General features: G+C 59.7%; 19 protein-coding genes. 9 read left to right on the top strand and 10 right to left on the bottom strand.

Annotated features, from left to right (window positions below; translation table 11 throughout):
• Window positions 1-71 precede the first annotated feature (71 nt).
• From CFB10_RS09520 to CFB10_RS09510, 3 genes are all read left to right on the top strand, one after another.
• The gene (locus CFB10_RS09520; protein WP_020010848.1) at window positions 72-1,025 is read left to right on the top strand and encodes an ABC transporter substrate-binding protein; all 954 of its coding nucleotides are present in this window, start codon (window positions 72-74) and stop codon (window positions 1,023-1,025) included.
• Between the two features lie 106 nt (window positions 1,026-1,131).
• Window positions 1,132-2,013: an ABC transporter permease gene (locus CFB10_RS09515; protein WP_003505036.1), complete on the top strand. Its 882-nt coding sequence runs from the start codon at window positions 1,132-1,134 to the stop codon at window positions 2,011-2,013.
• Window positions 2,010-2,804, top strand: a complete 795-nt coding sequence (locus tag CFB10_RS09510; RefSeq protein WP_020010849.1) for an ABC transporter ATP-binding protein — start codon at window positions 2,010-2,012, stop codon at window positions 2,802-2,804. The genes CFB10_RS09515 and CFB10_RS09510 overlap by 4 nt, the downstream gene beginning before the upstream one ends.
• Window positions 2,805-2,844: 40 nt before the next feature.
• Here CFB10_RS09510 and CFB10_RS09505 read toward each other — a convergent pair whose 3' ends face one another.
• Window positions 2,845-3,492, bottom strand: coding sequence for a LysE family translocator (locus CFB10_RS09505; protein WP_020010850.1), 648 nt, complete (start codon window positions 3,490-3,492; stop codon window positions 2,845-2,847).
• A 130-nt stretch (window positions 3,493-3,622) separates the two neighbouring features.
• Window positions 3,623-4,477 carry an SDR family NAD(P)-dependent oxidoreductase gene (locus CFB10_RS09500; RefSeq protein WP_026363760.1) on the bottom strand — a complete coding sequence of 285 codons (855 nt, stop codon included), beginning with the start codon at window positions 4,475-4,477 and terminating at the stop codon, window positions 3,623-3,625.
• 314 nt (window positions 4,478-4,791) lie between these two features.
• Here CFB10_RS09500 and CFB10_RS09495 point away from each other — a divergent pair, with 314 nt between their 5' ends.
• A complete protein-coding gene (locus CFB10_RS09495; RefSeq protein WP_026363761.1) occupies window positions 4,792-6,015 on the top strand; it encodes an argininosuccinate synthase in 1,224 nt (407 codons plus the stop codon).
• A gap of 54 nt (window positions 6,016-6,069) precedes the next feature.
• Here CFB10_RS09495 and CFB10_RS09490 read toward each other — a convergent pair whose 3' ends face one another.
• Window positions 6,070-7,266 (bottom strand): multidrug effflux MFS transporter, encoded by a 1,197-nt coding sequence (locus tag CFB10_RS09490; protein ID WP_026372519.1) that lies wholly within the window; start codon window positions 7,264-7,266, stop codon window positions 6,070-6,072.
• A gap of 5 nt (window positions 7,267-7,271) precedes the next feature.
• Complete coding sequence (locus tag CFB10_RS09485; protein ID WP_020010854.1) at window positions 7,272-7,730, bottom strand: MarR family winged helix-turn-helix transcriptional regulator; 459 nt, start codon at window positions 7,728-7,730, stop codon at window positions 7,272-7,274.
• 266 nt (window positions 7,731-7,996) lie between these two features.
• Here CFB10_RS09485 and CFB10_RS09480 point away from each other — a divergent pair, with 266 nt between their 5' ends.
• The 4 genes from CFB10_RS09480 to ppa all read left to right on the top strand — a co-directional run bounded on the left by CFB10_RS09480 (window position 7,997) and on the right by ppa (window position 13,453).
• A complete protein-coding gene (locus CFB10_RS09480; protein ID WP_020010855.1) occupies window positions 7,997-10,057 on the top strand; it encodes a M3 family metallopeptidase in 2,061 nt (686 codons plus the stop codon).
• Between the two features lie 163 nt (window positions 10,058-10,220).
• Window positions 10,221-12,041 carry a translational GTPase TypA gene (gene typA, locus CFB10_RS09475; RefSeq protein ID WP_003492424.1) on the top strand — a complete coding sequence of 607 codons (1,821 nt, stop codon included), beginning with the start codon at window positions 10,221-10,223 and terminating at the stop codon, window positions 12,039-12,041.
• A 214-nt stretch (window positions 12,042-12,255) separates the two neighbouring features.
• Window positions 12,256-12,762: a GNAT family N-acetyltransferase gene (locus tag CFB10_RS09470; RefSeq protein WP_020010856.1), complete on the top strand. Its 507-nt coding sequence runs from the start codon at window positions 12,256-12,258 to the stop codon at window positions 12,760-12,762.
• Window positions 12,763-12,919: 157 nt separating this feature from the next.
• Entirely contained in the window at window positions 12,920-13,453 is a 534-nt protein-coding gene (gene ppa / locus CFB10_RS09465) for an inorganic diphosphatase (protein WP_003505020.1), read from the top strand.
• 5 nt (window positions 13,454-13,458) lie between these two features.
• Here ppa and CFB10_RS24015 read toward each other — a convergent pair whose 3' ends face one another.
• Together CFB10_RS24015 and CFB10_RS24010 are read right to left on the bottom strand one after the other, a co-directional pair.
• Complete coding sequence (locus tag CFB10_RS24015) at window positions 13,459-13,770, bottom strand: DUF167 domain-containing protein (RefSeq protein ID WP_020010858.1); 312 nt, start codon at window positions 13,768-13,770, stop codon at window positions 13,459-13,461.
• On the bottom strand, window positions 13,767-14,057 hold the full coding sequence (locus CFB10_RS24010) for a YggT family protein (RefSeq protein ID WP_003492418.1): 291 nt from the start codon (window positions 14,055-14,057) through the stop codon (window positions 13,767-13,769). The genes CFB10_RS24015 and CFB10_RS24010 overlap by 4 nt, the downstream gene beginning before the upstream one ends.
• A 225-nt stretch (window positions 14,058-14,282) precedes the next feature.
• Here CFB10_RS24010 and CFB10_RS09455 point away from each other — a divergent pair, with 225 nt between their 5' ends.
• On the top strand, window positions 14,283-15,515 hold the full coding sequence (locus CFB10_RS09455) for an MFS transporter (protein ID WP_020010859.1): 1,233 nt from the start codon (window positions 14,283-14,285) through the stop codon (window positions 15,513-15,515).
• A gap of 12 nt (window positions 15,516-15,527) precedes the next feature.
• Here CFB10_RS09455 and CFB10_RS09450 read toward each other — a convergent pair whose 3' ends face one another.
• The 4 genes from CFB10_RS09450 to CFB10_RS09435 are packed head-to-tail and all read right to left on the bottom strand — an operon-like array spanning window position 15,528 to window position 19,824.
• Window positions 15,528-16,259, bottom strand: a complete 732-nt coding sequence (locus CFB10_RS09450; protein ID WP_003505016.1) for a glutamine amidotransferase — start codon at window positions 16,257-16,259, stop codon at window positions 15,528-15,530.
• Complete coding sequence (locus CFB10_RS09445; protein ID WP_003505013.1) at window positions 16,249-16,737, bottom strand: TerB family tellurite resistance protein; 489 nt, start codon at window positions 16,735-16,737, stop codon at window positions 16,249-16,251. The genes CFB10_RS09450 and CFB10_RS09445 overlap by 11 nt, the downstream gene beginning before the upstream one ends.
• A gap of 14 nt (window positions 16,738-16,751) precedes the next feature.
• On the bottom strand, window positions 16,752-18,368 hold the full coding sequence (locus CFB10_RS09440) for a heme biosynthesis protein HemY (RefSeq protein WP_020010860.1): 1,617 nt from the start codon (window positions 18,366-18,368) through the stop codon (window positions 16,752-16,754).
• Between the two features lie 4 nt (window positions 18,369-18,372).
• The gene (locus CFB10_RS09435) at window positions 18,373-19,824 is read right to left on the bottom strand and encodes a COG4223 family protein (protein ID WP_020010861.1); all 1,452 of its coding nucleotides are present in this window, start codon (window positions 19,822-19,824) and stop codon (window positions 18,373-18,375) included.
• Window positions 19,825-19,852: the final 28 nt, after the last annotated feature.

The following is a 19,852-nucleotide window of genomic DNA, read 5'->3' as shown; positions in this document are numbered from 1 at the left end:
GGTTCTCTGATTGATTTCAGACTGTCTTGTTCCTAAGAAGACGAAAACAGGGAACCAACAGGAGGATATCCATGCGCGCATTCATTCTGGCTCTCGCTGCTGCGAGCGCCATCGTTCTGCCGGCCAAGGCTGAAAACGTCACCGTCGCCGTCACCGCCATCGTCGAACATCCGGCGCTTGATGCCGCCCGCGATGGTGTGAAGGCCGCCCTTGCCGAAGCCGGTTACAAGGAAGGCGAGAACCTCAAGTTCCTGTACGAGTCCGCGCAGGGCAACCCCGGTACCGCAGCGCAGATCGCGCGCCAGTTCGTGGGCGACGCCCCCAATGTCATCGTGCCGATCTCCACGCCGTCCGCCCAGGCCGTCGTTGCCGCCACGCGCGACATTCCGGTCGTCTTCACCGCGGTTTCCGATCCGGTCGGCGCGCAGCTCATCAAGAGCATGGAAAAGCCCGGCCGCAACGTGACCGGCCTTTCCGACATGCTGCCGGTTGGCGAACATCTGGCGCTCATCAAGGAAATCTCGCCGAACGCCAAGTCCATCGGTTTCATCTACAACTCGGCCGAAGCCAACTCCGCCTCAACGCTCGCTTTGCTGAAGGCCGAAGCTGAAAAGGCCGGCCTCAAGATCGTCGAATCCGTCGCCACCAAGTCCGCCGAAGTGCAGGGCGCAACGCGCGCGCTGGTCGGCAAGGCCGACGTGATCTATGTTCCGACCGACAACACCATCGTTTCCGCTTTCGAGGCGGCAGCCGGCGTTGCTTCCGAAGCCAAGATCCCGCTCTACGCCGCCGATACGGATTCCGTCGCCCGCGGTGCGGTTGCTGCCCTCGGCTTCAACTATTTCGATGTCGGCAAGCAGACAGGCGCAGTCGTCGTCCGCATCCTCAAGGGTGAAAAGCCGGGCGACATTCCGGCAACCGTTGCTGTCGGCACAGATCTGGTGATCAACAAGAAGGCCGCTGAAAAAGCCGGCGTCACCTTCCCCGAAAGCGTTACGAAGCGCGCCACCAAGGTCATCGACTGAACCGAAACCAGACTGAATTGCGGGCGGCGGCATTTCGCCGCCCGTTTTACGTGGCACGAGACGGTGCCCGTATCCGCCTGATGGCGGCAATAACAAGGACATTACCGTGAGCCAAATCGCCTTCTGGGGTGCCGTGGAGCTGGGACTGGTCTTCGCTTTCGTGGCGATCGGCGTCTACCTCGCTTTCCGCGTGCTTGATTTTCCTGACCTGACCGTAGACGGTTCTTTTCCGCTTGGCGCCGCTGTGGCTGCCGTGCTGATTATCGCCGGTCTGAATGCCTGGGTCGCGACGGCGATTGCAATGGTTGCCGGTGCTGCCGCCGGGATCGTGACCGCAACGCTTAACGTCCGTTTCAAGATTCTCAACCTGCTTGCCTCGATCCTGACGATGATCGCCCTGTTTTCCGTCAATCTGCGGGTGATGGGAAAGCCGAATGTGGCGCTGCTCAATCAGGACACGATGATCTCACCGTTTTACGGCCTCGGCCTGTCGGAATATCTGGTGCGGCCGCTCTTCGTCGGCGCGCTGGTGCTGATCGCGGTCATTCTCGTCTGGCGTTTTCTTGAGAGCGATGCCGGGCTTGCCATGCGGGCCACCGGTGCAAATGCCCGGATGGCGCGGGCTCAGGGTGTGAAGACCGGTAACCAGATCTATCTCGGCATGGCTCTTTCGAATGCGCTGGTCGCCCTTGGCGGCGCACTCTTTGCGCAGACCAACGGTTTTGCCGATGTGACCTCGGGTGTCGGCACCATCGTTGTCGGGCTTGCCGCCGTCATCATCGGCGAGACGCTGTTCGGTGCGCGCGGCATTCTGATTGCCCTTATCGGCTGCGTCTTCGGCTCCATCGCCTATCGTCTCGCCATCCAGCTCGCTTTGTCGAGCGATGTGCTGGGTCTCAAGGCGTCCGATCTCAATTTCGTAACGGCGGTATTGGTGGCCATCGCGTTGATCTTGCCCCGACTGCGCCGTGGGGGAGCAACATCGTGATTTCCCTTTCCGATATCCAGGTCGTTTTCGGGCGCGGCACGCCGCTGCAGAAGCAGGCGTTGTCCAAGATCGACCTCACCATCGAGGATGGTTCCTTCGTCACCGTCATTGGCTCCAACGGCGCAGGTAAATCAACCTTGCTCGGTGTATTGGCCGGCGATGTCCTGCCGACGGCGGGCAAGGTTGTGATCGGCGGCGCCGATGTTACCCGCAAGTCGACCGCCAGCCGGGCGGGACGGGTGGCGCGCGTATTTCAGGACCCGCTGGCGGGCAGCTGTGGTGCGCTTACTATCGAGGAAAATCTGGCGCTCGCGGCATCGCGTGGTGAACGCCGCGGCCTTCTGCCGGCGCTCGGGCGCGGCCGGCGGGATTTTTTCAAGGAGCGTATCGCCTCGCTCAATCTTGGCTTGGAAAACCGCCTTAAGGACCGCATGGATCTTCTGTCGGGCGGCCAGAGGCAGGCCGTCTCGCTTGTCATGGCGACGCTATCCGGTTCGGACGTGTTGCTGCTCGATGAACACACCGCCGCACTTGATCCCGGCATGGCCGAATTCGTGATGGAGCTGACCCGCAAAGTGGTGTCGGAGCGCAAGCTGACGACGCTAATGGTCACCCACTCGATGCGTCAGGCGCTGGATTATGGCACCCGCACGATCATGCTGCATGCCGGTGAAATCGTGCTCGACGTCTCCGGCGACAGCCGTAAGGATCTCGAGGTCGAAGACCTGATCGACATGTTCCGCAAGATACGCGGCCAGAAGCTTGATGATGACGAGTTACTCATCGGCTGATTGCAAAAAAAGGCGCCTTCCGGCGCCTTTTTATTTACCCTCAGCGCGTTTGCGTGAAGAAAATCTTGACCGCGAAAAGCGAGAAGACGCCGGCGATCGTGTAATCCAGCCCGCGCAGAACCTTCCGGTTGCGTTGCAGCCAGGCGGAGAGAACATCGGCGGCGACAACGATGGCGATGCCGATCGGCAGCGCAACGATGATCGACCAGATGCCGAGGAAGATCAGCTTGCCGGTCACATGCGGATCGGAGGCGCTGACGAATTGCGGCAGGAAGGTCATGAAAAAGATGATGACCTTGGGGTTGAGCAGATTAACCCAGATGCCGTTCAGCAAGGCCGATTTCAGGGAGGCCTGCGCTTTTTCGCCGCCACTTTTCACCATCACGAAATCCGAGCCCTTGCGGATCGCCTGGATGGCGAGCCAGACCAGATAGGCGGCGCCGCCTGTTTTCAGGATCATGAAGGCGGTTGGCGAGGCGACGATGAGGGCGGCAACGCCGAAGGCGACCAGCATCGTGTGCACGGTGATGCCGATATTGGTTCCCACCAGCGTCATGAAGCCCGCCGCCCGGCCTTCGCGCAGGGAGCGGCTGATCCAGAGCGTCATATCAGGACCCGGCGTCACCGCCAGAAGCAGAATGGCAATGGTGAAGGCGATCAGTGTTGGCAGGCTTGGAACGAAATCCATCACGGCACCCGTAAATTCTGGAGATTGCCGTTGCTTAACGCGGTTTCGTGTTTCTGCCAAGTTTTTGAGCGATGACGCGCCTGCGGGAGAGAGGAGCCGCCGCACCCTTCCAGGCGCGGCGGCTGAAAGTTCAGTTTTTCAAAAAGCTGGTGAAGGCGGCGGAATATTCCGTGTGCCAGCGCGACAGCGGCGGGCGGTTCTGGACGATATCATAGGCCGCCCAGAGAATGCGCTTTTCATCCGTCGGGCGGTCCACCTCGCCGTCCGGGCAGAGAATGTAGAAATCGCCTCGGCCAATGCTTTCGATCATGAAATCGACGGTCTTTTCACCGGTCCATGCGCCTTCAGGCTTTTCCGTCCTGCCATGGGCCGTAAGGCCGGTGAAGACGAAACCGGGGATGAGGAGATGGGCGGAAACCGCGCCGTCTGGCACATTGCGCAACTCGTGCTGAAGCGCTTCCGTGAAGGTTTTGACGCCCGACTTCGAGACATTGTAGGCCGGATCACCGGGAGGCGTGGTGATACCCTGTTTCGAGCCGGTATTGATGATGAGCGCCGGCTCGCCATGGGCGATCATGCCCTGGCCGAAGACGCGGCTGCCGTTCACGACGCCCATCAGATTGACACCGATAATCTTTTCCCAGTTGGACTGCGGTCCGAAGATGGCGCTTCCTGGCTGGATGCCGGCATTGTTCATGAGAACGTGGACACGCCCGAAACGCTGGATAACGGCGCGTTCGAGCGCCTCCAGCTCATCGAGTTTCGAGATGTCGGTCGGGATGGCGACGATCTGCGCTTCACCGTCCTTGGCGACGGTCAGAATATCCGCATGGGCTGCGGCGAGCTTTTCGCCATCGAGATCGACGAGCACGACGCTCATGCCGAAACCGGCGAATTTGCGGGCGGCGGCAAGTCCGATGCCGGATGCCGCACCCGTGATGACAGCGACATTATCTTCCTTGAATGCGGGGTGGATGGTCGTCATAGGTTTCTCCTTCGCGTCGTTTCTGCTGTTCCCAGCGGTTTGCAACGTTGCCTGAACCTGAGTGGCTTCATTCACGGTCTTCAAGTTGATCGCGCCGCTTTATGATAAAGCGCGAATTTTCTAAATGCATGTGACAATTGCTTCGTTCCCATCGGCGCGCCGGTCATCACTGGCCGTCATCTGCGCTCATCAATTGTTTTGTCGCTTATCTCACGGAAAAGCGCTTCACACATTTCGGGTTGCACTGTAAAAGTGCCGAAATCCCGAGGAAATGGCGGTGTCCTGATGCCGTCATCATGCAGATGGACATCACTATGGCACTCCCGAAAGACGTTAAGAAAGTCGTTCTCGCCTATTCCGGCGGCCTCGACACCTCGATCATCCTGAAATGGCTTCAGACGGAACTCGGCGCTGAAGTCGTGACCTTCACTGCCGATCTCGGCCAGGGCGAAGAGCTCGAGCCGGCGCGCAAGAAGGCCGAGATGCTGGGCATCAAGGAAATCTTCGTTGAGGACGTCCGCGAAGAGTTCGTGCGTGATTTCGTGTTCCCGATGTTCCGCGCCAACGCCGTCTACGAAGGCGTCTATCTGCTCGGCACTTCGATTGCCCGTCCGCTGATTTCCAAGCATCTGATCGAAATTGCCAAGAAGACCGGCGCCGACGCCATTGCCCATGGCGCCACCGGCAAGGGCAACGACCAGGTTCGTTTCGAGCTTTCGGCCTATGCGCTGAACCCTGACATCAAGATCATCGCGCCCTGGCGTGACTGGACGTTCAAGAGCCGTACCGACCTCCTGAACTTCGCCGAACAGCACCAGATCCCGGTCGCCAAGGACAAGAAGGGCGAAGCGCCTTTCTCCGTCGACGCCAACCTCCTGCATTCCTCTTCCGAGGGCAAGGTTCTGGAAGACCCGGCGCAGGAAGCACCTGAATATGTGCATATGCGCACCATTTCTCCGGAAGCGGCTCCTGACAAGGCAACCGTCATCAAGGTCGGTTTCCGCAAGGGCGATGCCTGCTCCATCAACGGCGTTGAAATGTCGCCGGCGACGCTTCTCGCAACGCTTAACAATTACGGCCGTGAAAACGGAATCGGCCGCCTCGATCTGGTTGAGAACCGTTTCGTCGGCATGAAGTCGCGCGGCGTTTATGAGACGCCCGGCGGCACCATCCTGCTGGCTGCACACCGCGCCATCGAATCCATCACGCTCGACCGGGGCGCGGCCCACCTCAAGGACGAGCTGATGCCGCGTTACGCCGAGCTGATCTATTACGGCTTCTGGTTCTCGCCGGAGCGCGAAATGCTGCAGGCCCTGATCGACAAGAGCCAGGAACATGTGGAAGGCGAAGTGACGCTGAAGCTCTACAAGGGCAATGTCATGGTAACCGGCCGCGAGAGCGCCAAGTCGCTTTATTCCGACGCGCTGGTGACCTTCGAGGACGACCACGGCGCTTACGATCAGAAGGATGCAGCGGGCTTCATCAAGCTCAATGCGCTGCGCCTGCGCACACTGGCCAAGCGTAACCTCAGCAAATAATTCTGCTGGAATGGAAATAATGAAACCCGCGGGCGGTGACGCCGGCGGGTTTTTTTATGTCTCTCTTCTGGAAACGATGCGGAAGCCGATATAGCTGGCAACGGCCGTGAACTCCATCACCGGAATGATGATGCCGAAGCCGGTGAGTGGTGAACCGATAAGCGAGGCTGCAGTACCGCCCGCAAAACCAGATCCCATCTGAATGAAGCCCATCATTGCCGATGCCGAGCCGGCAATATGCGGAAAAGGGGCAAGGGCTGCCGTTACCATTGAAGGCGTCAGCAAAGCGATGCCGACCGTCGCGACCGCCACGGGTCCCATGATCGAGAGAAAGGATGGCGGTATCAGGAACACTGACAGCAGAATGAGAAGGCCGCCTGTCGCCGAAAAACAGAGGCCGAGGACGACCGAACGACGGTCACCCAGCCGCGGTGCGATGTAACGCAGGGCAATGGAGCCGAAGAAATAAGCACCAGTCTGCATCAGCATGCCAACACCGAAAGCGGTGGGTGTCATGCCGACCTCGTTGATGAGGATGAAGGTCAGCATGGTGGCCTGCGCATAAAGCGCGCCGATGGACCCGCCAAGCACCAGTGCGGCCAGAAGAAAACGCGGCGCGCTCAGCAAGGTCTGATAGGCCGACAAAAGGCGACGTGGGCGGATCAGGCTCTTGTCCGGGATCGTCGTCTCGCGCAGAAAAACCACGACGGAGAAGATGGCCAGAGCCCCGAGGCCGGCCATGAGGAAAAATACCGATTGCCAGCCAAAAGCCGCAAGTGAAAGCCCGCCGATTGTCGGGCCCATGGCGGGGCCAACAGCCAGCATGATACCGATGAGGTTCATGATGCTGGAAGCATCGGCGCCGGTGAACTGGTCGCGCACCACGGCGCGCGCCACTGTCATCCCGACGGAGGCCCCGATGCCCTGGATAAGCCGGGCAAAGAGCAGCACTTCGATTGTCGGTGCGAAAATGGCAAGCAATCCGCCGCCCAGAAAGATGGACAGGAAAACGAGGCTTGCCTTGCGCCGCCCGAAGGCGTCGGAGGCTGGGCCGGCGAGCAGTTGCGCGATCGCGAAACCCGCAAAATAAAGCGAGAGGCTGAGTTTTATGGCGGACTCTGTCGTGGCGAAAACCCGCGTCAGCTCCGGCATGGCCGGTGTATAGATGGCCATGGAAATTGGCGCCAGCGCCGTCAGCAGCGCACCGAGCATGGCCGTGCGCTTTCTGGACATGATCGTTTCTGGTGACATTGCGGTCAGCAGCTCGGGCCGGGCTGTTCCGGTTGGAGATTGTTGCGAAGCGTCTGCAGGAAGCTGCGGAAAAGCGCGACCTCTTCCTCGTTCAGGCCCTGCGTGGCGTGACGGACGAGTTCATCGATTTCCTGTCGCACGGCTTCCAGCATCTCGGTGGAGTTCTTCGTCAGTACGATGCGCTTGGAACGCCTGTCCTGCGGGTCCTGCTGGCGCTCAATGAGATCGAGGGACTGCAGCTTGTCGAGATAGGCGCAGATCGTCATCGGCTCGATGCCTAGCCGGGCGGCGATATCCGACTGCTTGCTGCCATCAACGACGGCAACCGTCAGCAATGCGCGGGCTTCGCCGGGGGTAAGACCCAGTCCAGCTTCAGAAATTCGGCGCTCAAACGCACTGTTCAGCAGGCGTGCGCTGCTGTTCAGCAAGAATGCCAATGAATCTTTTTCGCGTTTCGTGCCCATGTCTCGCCTTTTCGTAAGTCAGCCTTACTAAATTCCGGGCGATAATCAATGGTACACAAATCATATTGTCGAAAATCGAGTAAAGTATGCGTCAGTTCGGTTGTCGGACGGCCCGCAATATAGTCGCCGATTGTTACGCTGAAGCAAAAAAGATCGGACTTCCCCGTTTTTTTCACGCGGCCTGTCATCTCCGCCGGGCATATTGAATTGGCGGTGGAGGCGTGCCCATATGGGCTTAAACCGGAATTGTACACAAGGAAGACGAAATGCCATCCAAGACGACGCTTTATCCCGCCCTCGTGACCTGGGACGGTCACAACGGTTTGCCCAAATTTGATGCGGTCAAGGATGAGGATTTCGCTCCGGCTTTCGAGGCAGCGCTTCTCTCCCATGAACAGGAAATCGATGCAATTGCCGGCAATTCGCAGGCGCCGAGTTTCGAAAACACCGTAACCGCGCTTGAAATCGCCGGCGATGAGCTTTCGCGCATTTCGGCGCTGTTCTGGAACAGGGCAGGCGCCAATACCAATGGCGTGATCCAGGCGCTGGAGCGGGAGATTGCGCCGAAAATGTCGCGGCACTATTCGAAGATCGGCATGAACGAAGCGCTGTTCAAGCGCATCGACACATTGTGGGAAAAGCGCGAGACGCTTGGGCTGACGGGCGAAGAAAGCCGTGTTCTCGAGCGACACTGGAAGGGTTTCGTACGCTCCGGCGCGAAGTTGCCGAAAGACCGGCAGGAACGGCTGGCGGCGATCAATGAGGAGCTTGCCGGTCTCGGTGCCAAATTCGGGCAGAATGTGCTGGCGGATGAAAAGAACTGGAAGCTCCTGCTTTCCACCGAAGAGGAACTTGCCGGCATTCCCGGCTTTCTGCGCGACGCCATGGCGGGTGCGGCCCGCGAGCATGGCGAGGACGGCAAATTTGCCGTTACCCTTTCCCGTTCCATCATCGAGCCTTTCCTCACCTTTTCCGAACGCCGCGATCTGCGCGAGCAGGCCTTCAAGGCCTGGGTGGCGCGCGGTGAAAACGGTGGCGAGACCGACAATCGCGAGACCGTTCACCGCACGCTAGAACTGCGGGAGGAGAAGGCCAAGCTTCTCGGTTACGGGAATTTTGCCGCTTACAAGCTTGATGACACGATGGCGAAGACGCCGGATGCCGTGAACGGCCTTCTGGGTCAGGTCTGGGAAAAGGCCGTGCGCCGCGCCGGCGAGGAAGAGGCCGAACTTGCCGCCATCATCGCCGAAGAGGGCAGAAATCACGAGGTGCTGCCCTGGGACTGGCGGCACTATGCAGAAAAGTTGCGCGCACGGAAATTCAGCTTCTCCGAGACGGAATTGAAGCCCTATCTGCAGCTCGAAAAGATTATTGAGGCCTGCTTCGATGTAGCGGAGCGGCTGTTTGGGATTCGTGCCGTCGAGGTGAAGGGCGTTGCCGCCTATCATCCGGATGTGCGGGTTTTCGAGATTCGCGACGACAGGGGCGATCTGAAGGCCATGTTCCTCGGTGATTATTTCGCTCGCCCCTCCAAACGATCCGGCGCATGGATGAGTTCGTTCCAGTCGCAGCACAAGCTGCCGCTGAAGAGCGGAACGGTCGGTGAAATTCCGATCATCTACAATGTCTGCAATTTCGCGAAACCGGCTGAGGGTAAGCCCGCGCTGCTTTCGCTTGATGATGCGCGCACGCTGTTCCATGAATTTGGCCACGCGCTGCATGGCATGTTATCTGATGTGACCTATCCTTCCGTTTCCGGGACGGGGGTCTCGCGCGATTTTGTCGAATTGCCGTCGCAGCTTTACGAACACTGGCTGACGGTGCCGGAAATTCTGGAAAAATACGCGCTCCACTACGAGACCGGCGCGCCGATGCCGAAAGCGTTGCTGGACAAGGTTCTGGCCGCTCAGACTTTCAATGCCGGTTTCAGCACGGTGGAGTTCACGTCTTCGGCTATCGTCGACATGGCGTTCCACACCCGGGACAGCGTGAGCGATCCCATGGTCGTACAAGGCGAGGTGCTCTCTGCCCTCAAGATGCCGAAGTCCATCGTCATGCGGCATGCGACGCCGCATTTCCAGCACGTCTTCTCGGGCGATGGCTATTCCGCCGGCTATTATTCCTACATGTGGTCGGAAGTGCTGGATGCCGATGCGTTTTCGGCGTTTGAGGAAACCGGCAATCCCTTCGATGGCGAGATGGCGCGCAGGCTGAAGGACAATATCTATTCTGTCGGCGGTTCCATCGATCCGGAGGAGACCTATCTCGCATTTCGCGGCAAGATGCCGAGCCCGGACGCCATGCTGCTGAAGCGCGGCCTGGTGTAAGAGCACGTTATAAAAGACTGTCATATTTCTGAGCTAGAACCGGAGCGCAGGGGGCTTATGACAAGGCCCCCCCTTTCGCATTTGCAAAAAAAAGGTTATGAGCGCGCCAAACTAAATTGGCGCATCTCACGATAGTGGCGCCCAACCTCAGAGATTTTGAACAATGGCACTTCGCAACATCGCGATCATCGCGCACGTTGACCATGGAAAAACGACGCTCGTGGACGAGCTTCTGAAGCAGTCCGGCTCGTTCCGCGACAACCAGCGTGTCGCCGAGCGCGTCATGGACAGCAACGACCTCGAAAAGGAACGTGGCATCACCATTCTCGCCAAGGCGACCTCGGTGGAGTGGAAGGGTGTTCGCATCAACATCGTCGACACTCCCGGCCACGCCGACTTCGGCGGTGAAGTCGAGCGTATCCTGTCGATGGTGGATGGCGCGATCGTTCTGGTCGATAGTTCCGAAGGCCCGATGCCGCAGACGAAGTTCGTCGTCAGCAAGGCGCTGAAGGTTGGTCTTCGTCCGATCGTCGCGATCAACAAGATCGACCGTCCGGATGGCCGCCATGAAGAAGTCATCAACGAAGTTTTTGACCTCTTCGCGAACCTCGACGCTACCGATGAGCAGCTCGACTTCCCCATCCTCTACGGTTCTGGCCGTGACGGCTGGATGAACGTCAACCCGGAAGGTCCGAAGGATCAGGGTCTTGCGCCGCTGCTCGATCTGGTTCTCGAACATGTTCCGGAGCCCACGGTTGAAGAAGGTCCGTTCCGTCTGATCGGCACGATCCTTGAAGCCAACCCCTTCCTCGGCCGTATCATCACCGGCCGCATCGCCTCCGGTTCGATCAAGCCGAACCAGGCCGTGAAGGTGCTTGGCCAGGATGGCAAGACGATCGAGACCGGTCGTATTTCCAAGATTCTCGCCTTCCGCGGCATCGAGCGCACTGCGATTGACGAAGCCCATGCGGGCGACATCGTCGCCATCGCCGGTCTGTCCAAGGGCACTGTCGCCGATACCTTCTGTGACCCCTCGGTCACTGAGGCGATGACCGCACAGCCGATCGATCCGCCGACCGTCACCATGTCCTTCATCGTCAACGACAGCCCGCTCGCCGGCACCGAAGGCGACAAGGTAACGTCGCGCGTCATCCGCGACCGTTTGTTCAAGGAAGCCGAAGGCAACGTCGCGCTGAAGATCGAAGAGGCCGAAGGCAAGGATTCGTTCTTCGTTTCCGGCCGTGGCGAATTGCAGCTGGCGGTTCTGATCGAGACCATGCGTCGCGAAGGCTTCGAGCTTGCCGTTTCGCGTCCGCGCGTCGTCATGCACAAGGATGAGAACGGCACCCTGCTGGAGCCGATCGAAGAAGTCGTGATCGACGTCGATGAAGAGCATTCCGGCGTCGTCGTTCAGAAGATGTCCGAGCGCAAGGCTGAAATGGCCGAGCTTCGTCCTTCCGGCGGCAATCGCGTTCGTCTGAAGTTCTATGCCCCGACCCGCGGCCTGATCGGCTACCAGTCGGAACTTTTGACCGACACGCGCGGCACGGCGATCATGAACCGTCTGTTCCACGACTATCAGCCCTTCAAGGGCCAGATCGCCGGTCGCGTCAACGGCGTTCTGCTGTCGAACGGTTCGGGCGAGGCCGTCGCCTACGCCATGTTCAACCTGGAAGATCGCGGCCCGATGATCATCGAGCCGGGTGAAAAGGTCTATGCGGGCATGATCATCGGCATTCACACGCGCGATAACGATCTCGAAGTGAACGTGCTGAAGGGCAAGCAGCTGACCAACATCCGCGCCGCCGGCAAGGATGAAGCCGTGAAGCTGACGCCGCCGATCCGCATGACGCTCGACCGCGCTCTTTCCTGGATCCAGGAAGACGAGCTGATGGAAGTGACGCCGAAGTCCATCCGCCTGCGCAAGATGTTCCTGGACGCCAACGACCGCAAGCGTTTCGAAAAGGCAAAGCTCGCTGTCTGATTGGCTCTACGCCGCGAATTTTAAAGAACCCGGCCTCGCGCCGGGTTTTTTTTATGCATTCGTTTTTATGTGTGCATGCGTCGAAAGGCGCTTTGCCAAAGGTTAAGGATGCGTTAATTTTTTCTGGTCGTCCACATGAATAGGCTGTGGGTAAGCTTGCCGGCGTTAACCTTTATGACTGGTAAGTTTCCGTGGCCGGGGCCAGAATCGCGTTATGAAAACGTTATCCATCGATGTTCGCCGTGCTGAACCGCATGATGCGCGCGCCATCTCAGAGGCGCACCGTCTGTCGTGGCAACAGGCCTATGCGGGGCTTATCCCGCACAGGCCGTTGACGCAGATGCTGGAGCGCCGTGGCGAAGTCTGGTGGAAAAAGGCGACCAAGGGCTCCGCAACCATGCTGGTGGTGGAAGTGGCCGGTGTGGTTGCCGGATATGCGACGCTGGGCTTAAGCCGGGCGCGTGGGCTGCCGCAGGACGGCGAGATTTACGAACTTTATCTGCGGCCGGAATATCAGGGTATCGGCCTCGGCTCGCTGCTGTTCACGGAAGCGCGCAGATTGCTGACCTCGCTTGGCTGTAACGGCATCGTTGTCTGGTGCCTGGAGGATAGCGACGTCGCCAATCGGTTTTTCCGCTCGCATGGCGGCCGGGATATTGCCGAAGGCGTGGAAGATTTCGACGGCAAGTCGCTTCGCAAGGTCGGTTTCGTCTGGAACTGATAGAGGAATTTCGCGCCGTTTTCATTTTGCGGCGGCGATGCTTCGTCGCGACGACCTCAAATCGCTCATTCTGCCTTATCCGCCCAAAGCCATGTTGCAATGCGGCGACTTTCCCAGTATCGAAAACCAAATCCAACCCGCCGAATGAGGGAAGCGAATGCGTATTGATGCAATTTCCATAGGCAAGAATCCGCCGGAAGACGTAAATGTTATCGTTGAAGTGCCGGTTGGCGGCCAGCCGATCAAGTACGAGATGGACAAGGACGCCGGTGCGCTGATCGTCGATCGCTTCCTCTACACGCCAATGACCTATCCGGGTAACTATGGCTTCGTGCCGCACACCCTGTCCGACGATGGCGATCCGATCGACGTTCTCATCTGCAACACCCGCCCGCTGGTTCCCGGCTGCGTGATCAACGTGCGCCCCATCGGCGTGATGATCATGGAAGATGATGGCGGCAAGGACGAGAAGATCCTCGCCGTGCCGGTTCCGAAACTGACGCGCCGTTACGACAAGGTCCACAACTACACCGACTTGCCGGAAATCACGCTGAAGCAGATCGAGCACTTCTTCGAGCACTACAAGGATCTGGAGCCCGGCAAGTGGGTGAAGATGGGCGGCTGGCAGGATGTCGATGTCGCCAAGAAGCTGATCGTCGAAGCCATCGAGCGCTACAAGGCGCAGGGCTGATAGGCCTAACCCGCCAGCTTTTTAAAGAGCTTTTCGAAATCCTCCGGGTCGGTATCGATCCGGAGGATTTTTTTGCGCGCTGTTTCGCCTGAAATGAAGGTGATGGAGGATTTGGGCAGGCCGAGTTTTTTCGCCAGCAAAACAATCAGGGCCTTGTTCGCCTTGCCGCCTTCCGGCACGGCGCTGACGCGGGCCTTCAGATGCGCGTTTCCGTCCGCATCCTGCTCAACGCCGTCAATCGCATCCCGCCCGCCATTCGGTGTGAGGCGAACGGACAGGCGGACATGATCATCGTGCTTTTTCCAGAGACTGCTCAAACGGTCATCGGATAAAGCGTGTTCCACATGAAGGAGCGGATGAAGAAGATGATCAGCAGCAGGATGATCGGCGAAATGTCGATCCCGCCGAGATTGGGCAAAATGCGGCGGATGGGGCGCAGGGCCGGTTCCGTGACATTGACCAGGAAACTCCCGATGGCGTTCACGAACTGGTTGCGGGAATTGATGACGTTGAAGGCGTAAAGCCAGGAAAAAATGGCGCTGGCGATCAGCACCCACGTATAGAGGTTCAAGGCCAGATCGATGGTCTGAAACAGGGCAAGCATCAATATCTCCGTATCTTGGTTGCAAGACATTTAGACATTGACGCGTGAACCGGCAAGTGTTGCGCCGGATCGTAATGATCTTTGGTCTGATCGGCTGCGGTCATCGCGGGATTTCAGACGAATACCGCTCACACTTTTCGCCGTCCCGCTGAAGAGGAGGGCTGGCGATTCCTGTGATATCGCTCTATTGCAGTCATCTCATATTGTCTCGCGAGCACTCAGCCGATGTCCCTCCCTTCCGCCGAAAACCGTTTCGGTGCTTTCCGGCATAGTTCCTATCGCCGTTTTTTCAGCGCCCGGTTTTTCTCGGCCTTCGCCATTCAGATCGTCAGCGTCTCCGTGGGCTGGCAGATGTATGAGGTTACCGGCAACGCCTTTTATCTCGGCCTGATCGGTCTCTTCCAGTTTCTGCCGTCTCTGCTTTTGATCCTTGTTACTGGAACGGTCGCCGACCGGCATAATCGCCGGCGTATCATGGCCATATGTCTTCTGGTCGCGGCGCTGTGTGCTGTGGCTCTTCTGGCTCTTACGCTGACACACAGCTTTTCTCCCTGGCCGGTCTTTGCCATTCTCGTTGTCTTCGGCATAGAGCGGGCCTTCATGGGGCCGGCGGTTCAGTCGCTGGCGCCCAATCTCGTGCCCGTTGAGGATTTGCCGAACGCCATCGCCTGGAATTCCTCTTCCTGGCAGATGGCGTCCATTCTGGGGCCTGTTGCCGGCGGCCTGCTTTATGGTCTCGGCGCTTCCGTCGCCTATAGCGTGGCGCTCGTACTTTTCATCGTGTCCGCAGCGCTTGCGGTGACGATCCGCAAGCCGGAACAGCGCGGCCCGGCAAAAGCCGTCACTTTGGAAACCATGCTGGCCGGCTTCAAATTCATCTCGCAGGAAAAGATCGTTCTTGGCGCCATCTCGCTCGATCTTTTCGCGGTGCTGCTGGGCGGCGCCGTCGCTCTGATGCCGATTTTCGCGAAGGAGGTGCTGACCCTCGGGCCTTGGGGCCTCGGGCTCTTGCGCGCAGCACCCGGCATCGGTGCCATCACCGTTGCGGTCATTCTGGCGTTCAGACCCATCCGCCACCGTGCCGGTCTTCTGATGTTTATCGGCGTCGGTCTCTTCGGCGTTTCCACCGTGGTGTTCGGTCTTTCGCAAACCGCATGGGTGTCCATCGCCGCGCTGGTCGTCATGGGCGCATCGGACATGGTGTCGGTTTATGTGCGCGAGACCCTGATCGCGCTCTGGACACCGGATGAGGTGCGCGGGCGTGTGAATGCGGTGAATATGGTTTTCGTTGGAGCCTCCAACGAATTGGGTGAATTCCGCGCCGGCACCATGGCCCATGCCGTGGGTGCCGTGCCAGCCGTTGTCATCGGCGGGGCAGGCACGCTTGCCGTGGCGGTCATCTGGGCGATTGGCTTTTCCAAGCTGCGCAAGATCGACAATCTGGACGCGCCACACTAACCGAGATGGGCCTCAGCGCTGTGCCTTGCCCTCAAAAACCAGATCGAGGAAATTGCTGAGCCATGCCCTGAGCGGCGTGTCGAACAACATGCGGCCTTCGAGGTGCTGGCTGCCGACCTGCGCATTCGGCATGCCGAAACGCTGCGCGCCGCGCACCACCCAGCTGTGCATCATGGCGCGGGTCAGTTCGGCGTGAAACTGCAGGCCCCAGGCATTTTTTCCATAGCGGTAGGCCTGATTGGGATAGGTCTCGCCTGAGGCCAGAAGCTCGGCTCCCCGCGGCAGCTCGAAGCCTTCGCGGTGAAAATGATAGACCATCTTGGGCCAATGCGGCATCAGAAGCCGCCCGTGTTCGGTGGCGTGAAGCGGATACCAGCCGATTTCCACCTTGCCGTCCCTGTCCGCCTCGACCTTGCCGCCCAGATGTTTGGACAGCATCTGTGCGCCGAGACAGATGCCGAGAAAGGGCTTGTTTTCCTTCAGCGGCACCTTCAGCCAGTCGATTTCGGCTTTAACATAATCATGTGGATCATTGGCGCTCATCGGGCCGCCGAAGATGATGGCGCCCGCATGTTTTTCCAGCGTTTGCGGCAGGTCGTCGCCGAGCGCGGGCCGCCTTATATCGAGGCGATAACCCTTTTCCACCAGGATCTGGCCGACGCGGCCGGGCGTGGAACGTTCCTGATGCAGGACGATGAGCAGCGAAGGTTGTTGTTCCTGTTGCCTGGAAGGGTCAAACAGCATCGTCTTCGTTTTCGCTTTCTTCAGCGGGCCCGGACCTCGTGGCGGCCTGCTGACGTTGCAGAACCCTGTCGCGCACGGAAACACCGAGCAGATCGGCGACTCGCCAGATCACATGGTCTTCCATTTCGCTTCGTTCGCCGTCAGCGTAAACAATATCCCATAATATGCCAATAAGCTCCACGCGCTGATCCTCATCAAGGTGGCGGCGGATGTCGGCGGTGAAGCGGTAATAATCGACGGCTTCCTTGCCGGCCTCCTGGCCGGCAGCAAGAAGGGCATCAAGCTTGCCACCGTCGAGATGGTAGTATTCGTGAAGAATCTGGCGCAGGCGATCACGCTCGCTTTTCGAGACGGTGCCATCCGCTTCCATCACCTGGAAACAGAGGGCGGCTACCGCCACCCTCAGATCATCAGGGCTGAAATCACCCGCCTGCGGGCCGACGAGGTTCTGAATAAACGACTGTATTTGCTGGAACATCGATAGCCTGCTGGTCAGAAGAGTTTGAGCCGGGTCTTGGGTTCGGCTTCCGCGCCTGGTTTCTTGACGCCCGGATCATCCGGGGCGCCGCCAAAAAAGGGCACGGCTTCCGCCTTGTCATCCGCCACTTCGGTTTCCACCGGCGCTTCGATTGTGACCGGCTTTTTCTCCTTCGGGGCTGAAACAGTCGGATTCACCTCGATTGGCGCGGCAGGGGCGGGTTTTGGCTCCGCACGGGTCTCGGGCGCGGCTTCGACGACGATCGTCTTCGCAACCGGTTCGGCTCTTGCGGGTGCCGCGGCAATCGCATTTTCGATCGCCAGATCTTCAACAGGGCCTTCGAGCTGGCCGAAGGGCGCTTTCCATTCGAAGGCGTCGAGACGGCCGGTGACAGGGGAGACCGGAAGCCATTTTTCCGAAACGATACCATCCGCCACCCATGCCGGGTCACGCGGCGCACGCAGCGCCTGCGCCATCCAGTAGCGCACACGGCCCTGATCGCCGGTTTCCGCTTCTTCGATGTCGGCCATCAGCAGGAAGATGCTTTCGCGCGGCTCAATGCGGGCGGCGGCTTCGGCCTTGGCCCGTGCCTTGGCGAACTCCTTGGCGTCGAGCGCTGCCTGCGCCACGGCAAACAGGGATTCAATGTTGTTGGGCTTCAGGCTCTCAAGCCGCTCCGCCCGTTTCAGCCGGTCGATGGCGGTATCGCCGCTGCGGGCGCGGACATAAAGCTCGGCGATCTGCGGATGCGGATCGTTCTTCCAGACGGGTTCCAGAACCGTGGCGGCCTTGCGCAGATTGTCTTCGCGCAGATAGGACTTCGCTGCAATCAGTGCTGCCGGAACGAGGCCTTTTGCAAGCTTGAGAGCGTGCTTGGCATCCTCGCGCGCGCCGACCGGGTCGCTTTCCAGCTTCTCGCCGGCCTTGGCGGTGAGAAGCACGGCTTTCAGCCGCTCCGCCTCACCGCGTTCGATGACGCTGGCCGCCTTCTGCTGGTCGAGCAGCCGAATGGCATCGTCCCATTGTCCATTGCGGCAGCGGTTTTCCAGTGTCGCCTGTGCCGCCCATGGCAGATAAGGGGCTTTTTCCGCCGCGTCCTCGGCATATTGCTGGGCGGCTTCATAGGCGCCCTGCCGGCGTGCCTCGATATAGAGGCCGCGAAGGCCGAGTTCTCGGGTTTCAGGGTCACGGGTCATCGCCTCGAACTTGCGGCGCGCCTCATCATATTTGCCTTCGATGAGATCGGCCTGCGCATCGAGCAGATGGATCAGCGGTTCCTGGTCGGCGCTGAGCAGCCCCTGCGTGCGGGCCGTCATCTTGCGGGCGAGGATGGCGTTGCCAGCGCCGGCAGCGATGAGGCCGGTTGACAGCGCCTGATAACCCCGGTCGCGCTTGCGGGCGCGGAAATACCGGCGGGCGGCATTGGGCGAGGTCCAGATGGCGTTGACGACCCACCAGACCAGCATGACGGCGGCAACCAGCGCTGCAATGATGGATGCAGCGACCATCAGGCTCATTTCGATCAACTGGCCCTGCCAGACGATGGAAAGCACGCCCGGCCTGTCGGCCAGCCAGGAGAAACCGAAACCGAGAGCCAGAACGATAACGGCGAAAGTCAGAATTCTGGTCATGCGCTCACCCCTGCCTGCCTGTGCTGGTGATGGCGCGGTTCAACGTGCCGCCCACCAGATTTTCGACCTCAATGCGCGCATCCAGAGATTTTTTATAATCGGCAGATACCGTCCTGGCGGCATCGGGAAGGCCGTTCCACTCCAGTGCTGCGCCCTGCAGATCGCCGTTGCGTAGCTTGTTTTCCATGCGCGCGATCATGGCCTCGGGGGTCTCGCCCTCGATGTTGCCGACCGGGCGCACCTTCACCAGCGAAAAGGCGCTTTCGGTCAAGCGCTCCATGATACCTTGATTGGGGTCAGGCTGGTTGATGGCTGACAGCATCGCATTGGCGATATCAGGGAATTTCTGCATCAGTTCCGAACGCGATGGTACGCCGGTGGCGGCGAAGGATTGCAGCGATGCGATCGCCGGATCGTCTGATGTGACCCTGGAGAGCGTATCGAGTTCGGTGAGGAACGGCCCGCCGCGATCGATCGCGGCCTTCAGGGCGGCCGAGGCAATGGCGCGGGCGACTTCGATATCGTCGCGTGGCTCGTTGATCTTGGCTTCCGCATCCGCAAGACGGCGTGTCAGTTCGGCGGTCGCCGTGGCCTGTGCGGATCGCTCCGCCTGCACGGCAGATTCCAGTGCGGTGATTTTTTCAGAAAGCCCATCCACCTGCGGGGCTTCACCCTTTGCGCCTTCGAGGGTTGCGATGCGCTGTTCCAGTGCCGAGGTGTCCGCCGCTGGAGCATTGGCAAGCTGCTGCCGAAGATTGCCTAGGTCGGTTTTCAGCGCGGCGATCTCCTCGCCTCCGGCCCTGCCTGCATTAACGGAGGGCAGGATACCGGCATATTGCATGCTGCCGGCGGCGGCGAGCGCCACAAGGCCGCCGACGATACCCGCCGCGATCAGGCCGGAGGTCGCCGCCTGTTTGCGTTCCGCCTGCTGTGGTGTGGATGGCCTGGATGGCCCTGAAGATGCGGTCGTGGCCGATGGTTTTGCAGCGGTGGCCCCGCCAGATGCGCTGGAGGACGTCGAGGAGCCAAAGGCCGGCTTTGCCGCAGCTGCGGCAGCCGCGGTGGCGCTCGTTCCGGAGGCGCCCATCATTGGTGTTTCATCGGCCTTGGGCGGAACAGGGGACGGCGAGACTGGGCCTTTCTGCTTGTCTTCTGGGCTCTCAGCCTTCGGAGCCGTAGCTACGGATTCCGTTTTGCCGACATTTGGTTCTGGCTCTATGGGGGTTTTCTTAGGCTGGTCCCAGACGGGGGCGGGGTTGCCCGTTGCGGCTGCTTCAGGCTTTGTTTCCGAAACACCCGGCGCTGCGGCGGCAGCAGGGGTTTTGTCACCGGGTTTTTCGTCCGTCTTGGCAGCGTCCACGTCGGCGGAAATTGCTTTCACGTCTTTGGCGTCCAGGTCGATGGTGACCGGTTCGGCTTTGGACTTGGAGTGGCGTGGCGGCTTTCCCGATACCATGACAACCTCATTTCTGCCTGCAGTAATC

Origin of the sequence: Agrobacterium sp. 719_389, from assembly GCF_900188475.1 — a bacterium.
Classification (GTDB): Bacteria; Pseudomonadota; Alphaproteobacteria; order Rhizobiales; family Rhizobiaceae; genus Agrobacterium; species Agrobacterium radiobacter.
Note: the sequence above shows the minus strand (reverse complement) of the source record. Positions and strands in the feature narration are given on the sequence as shown.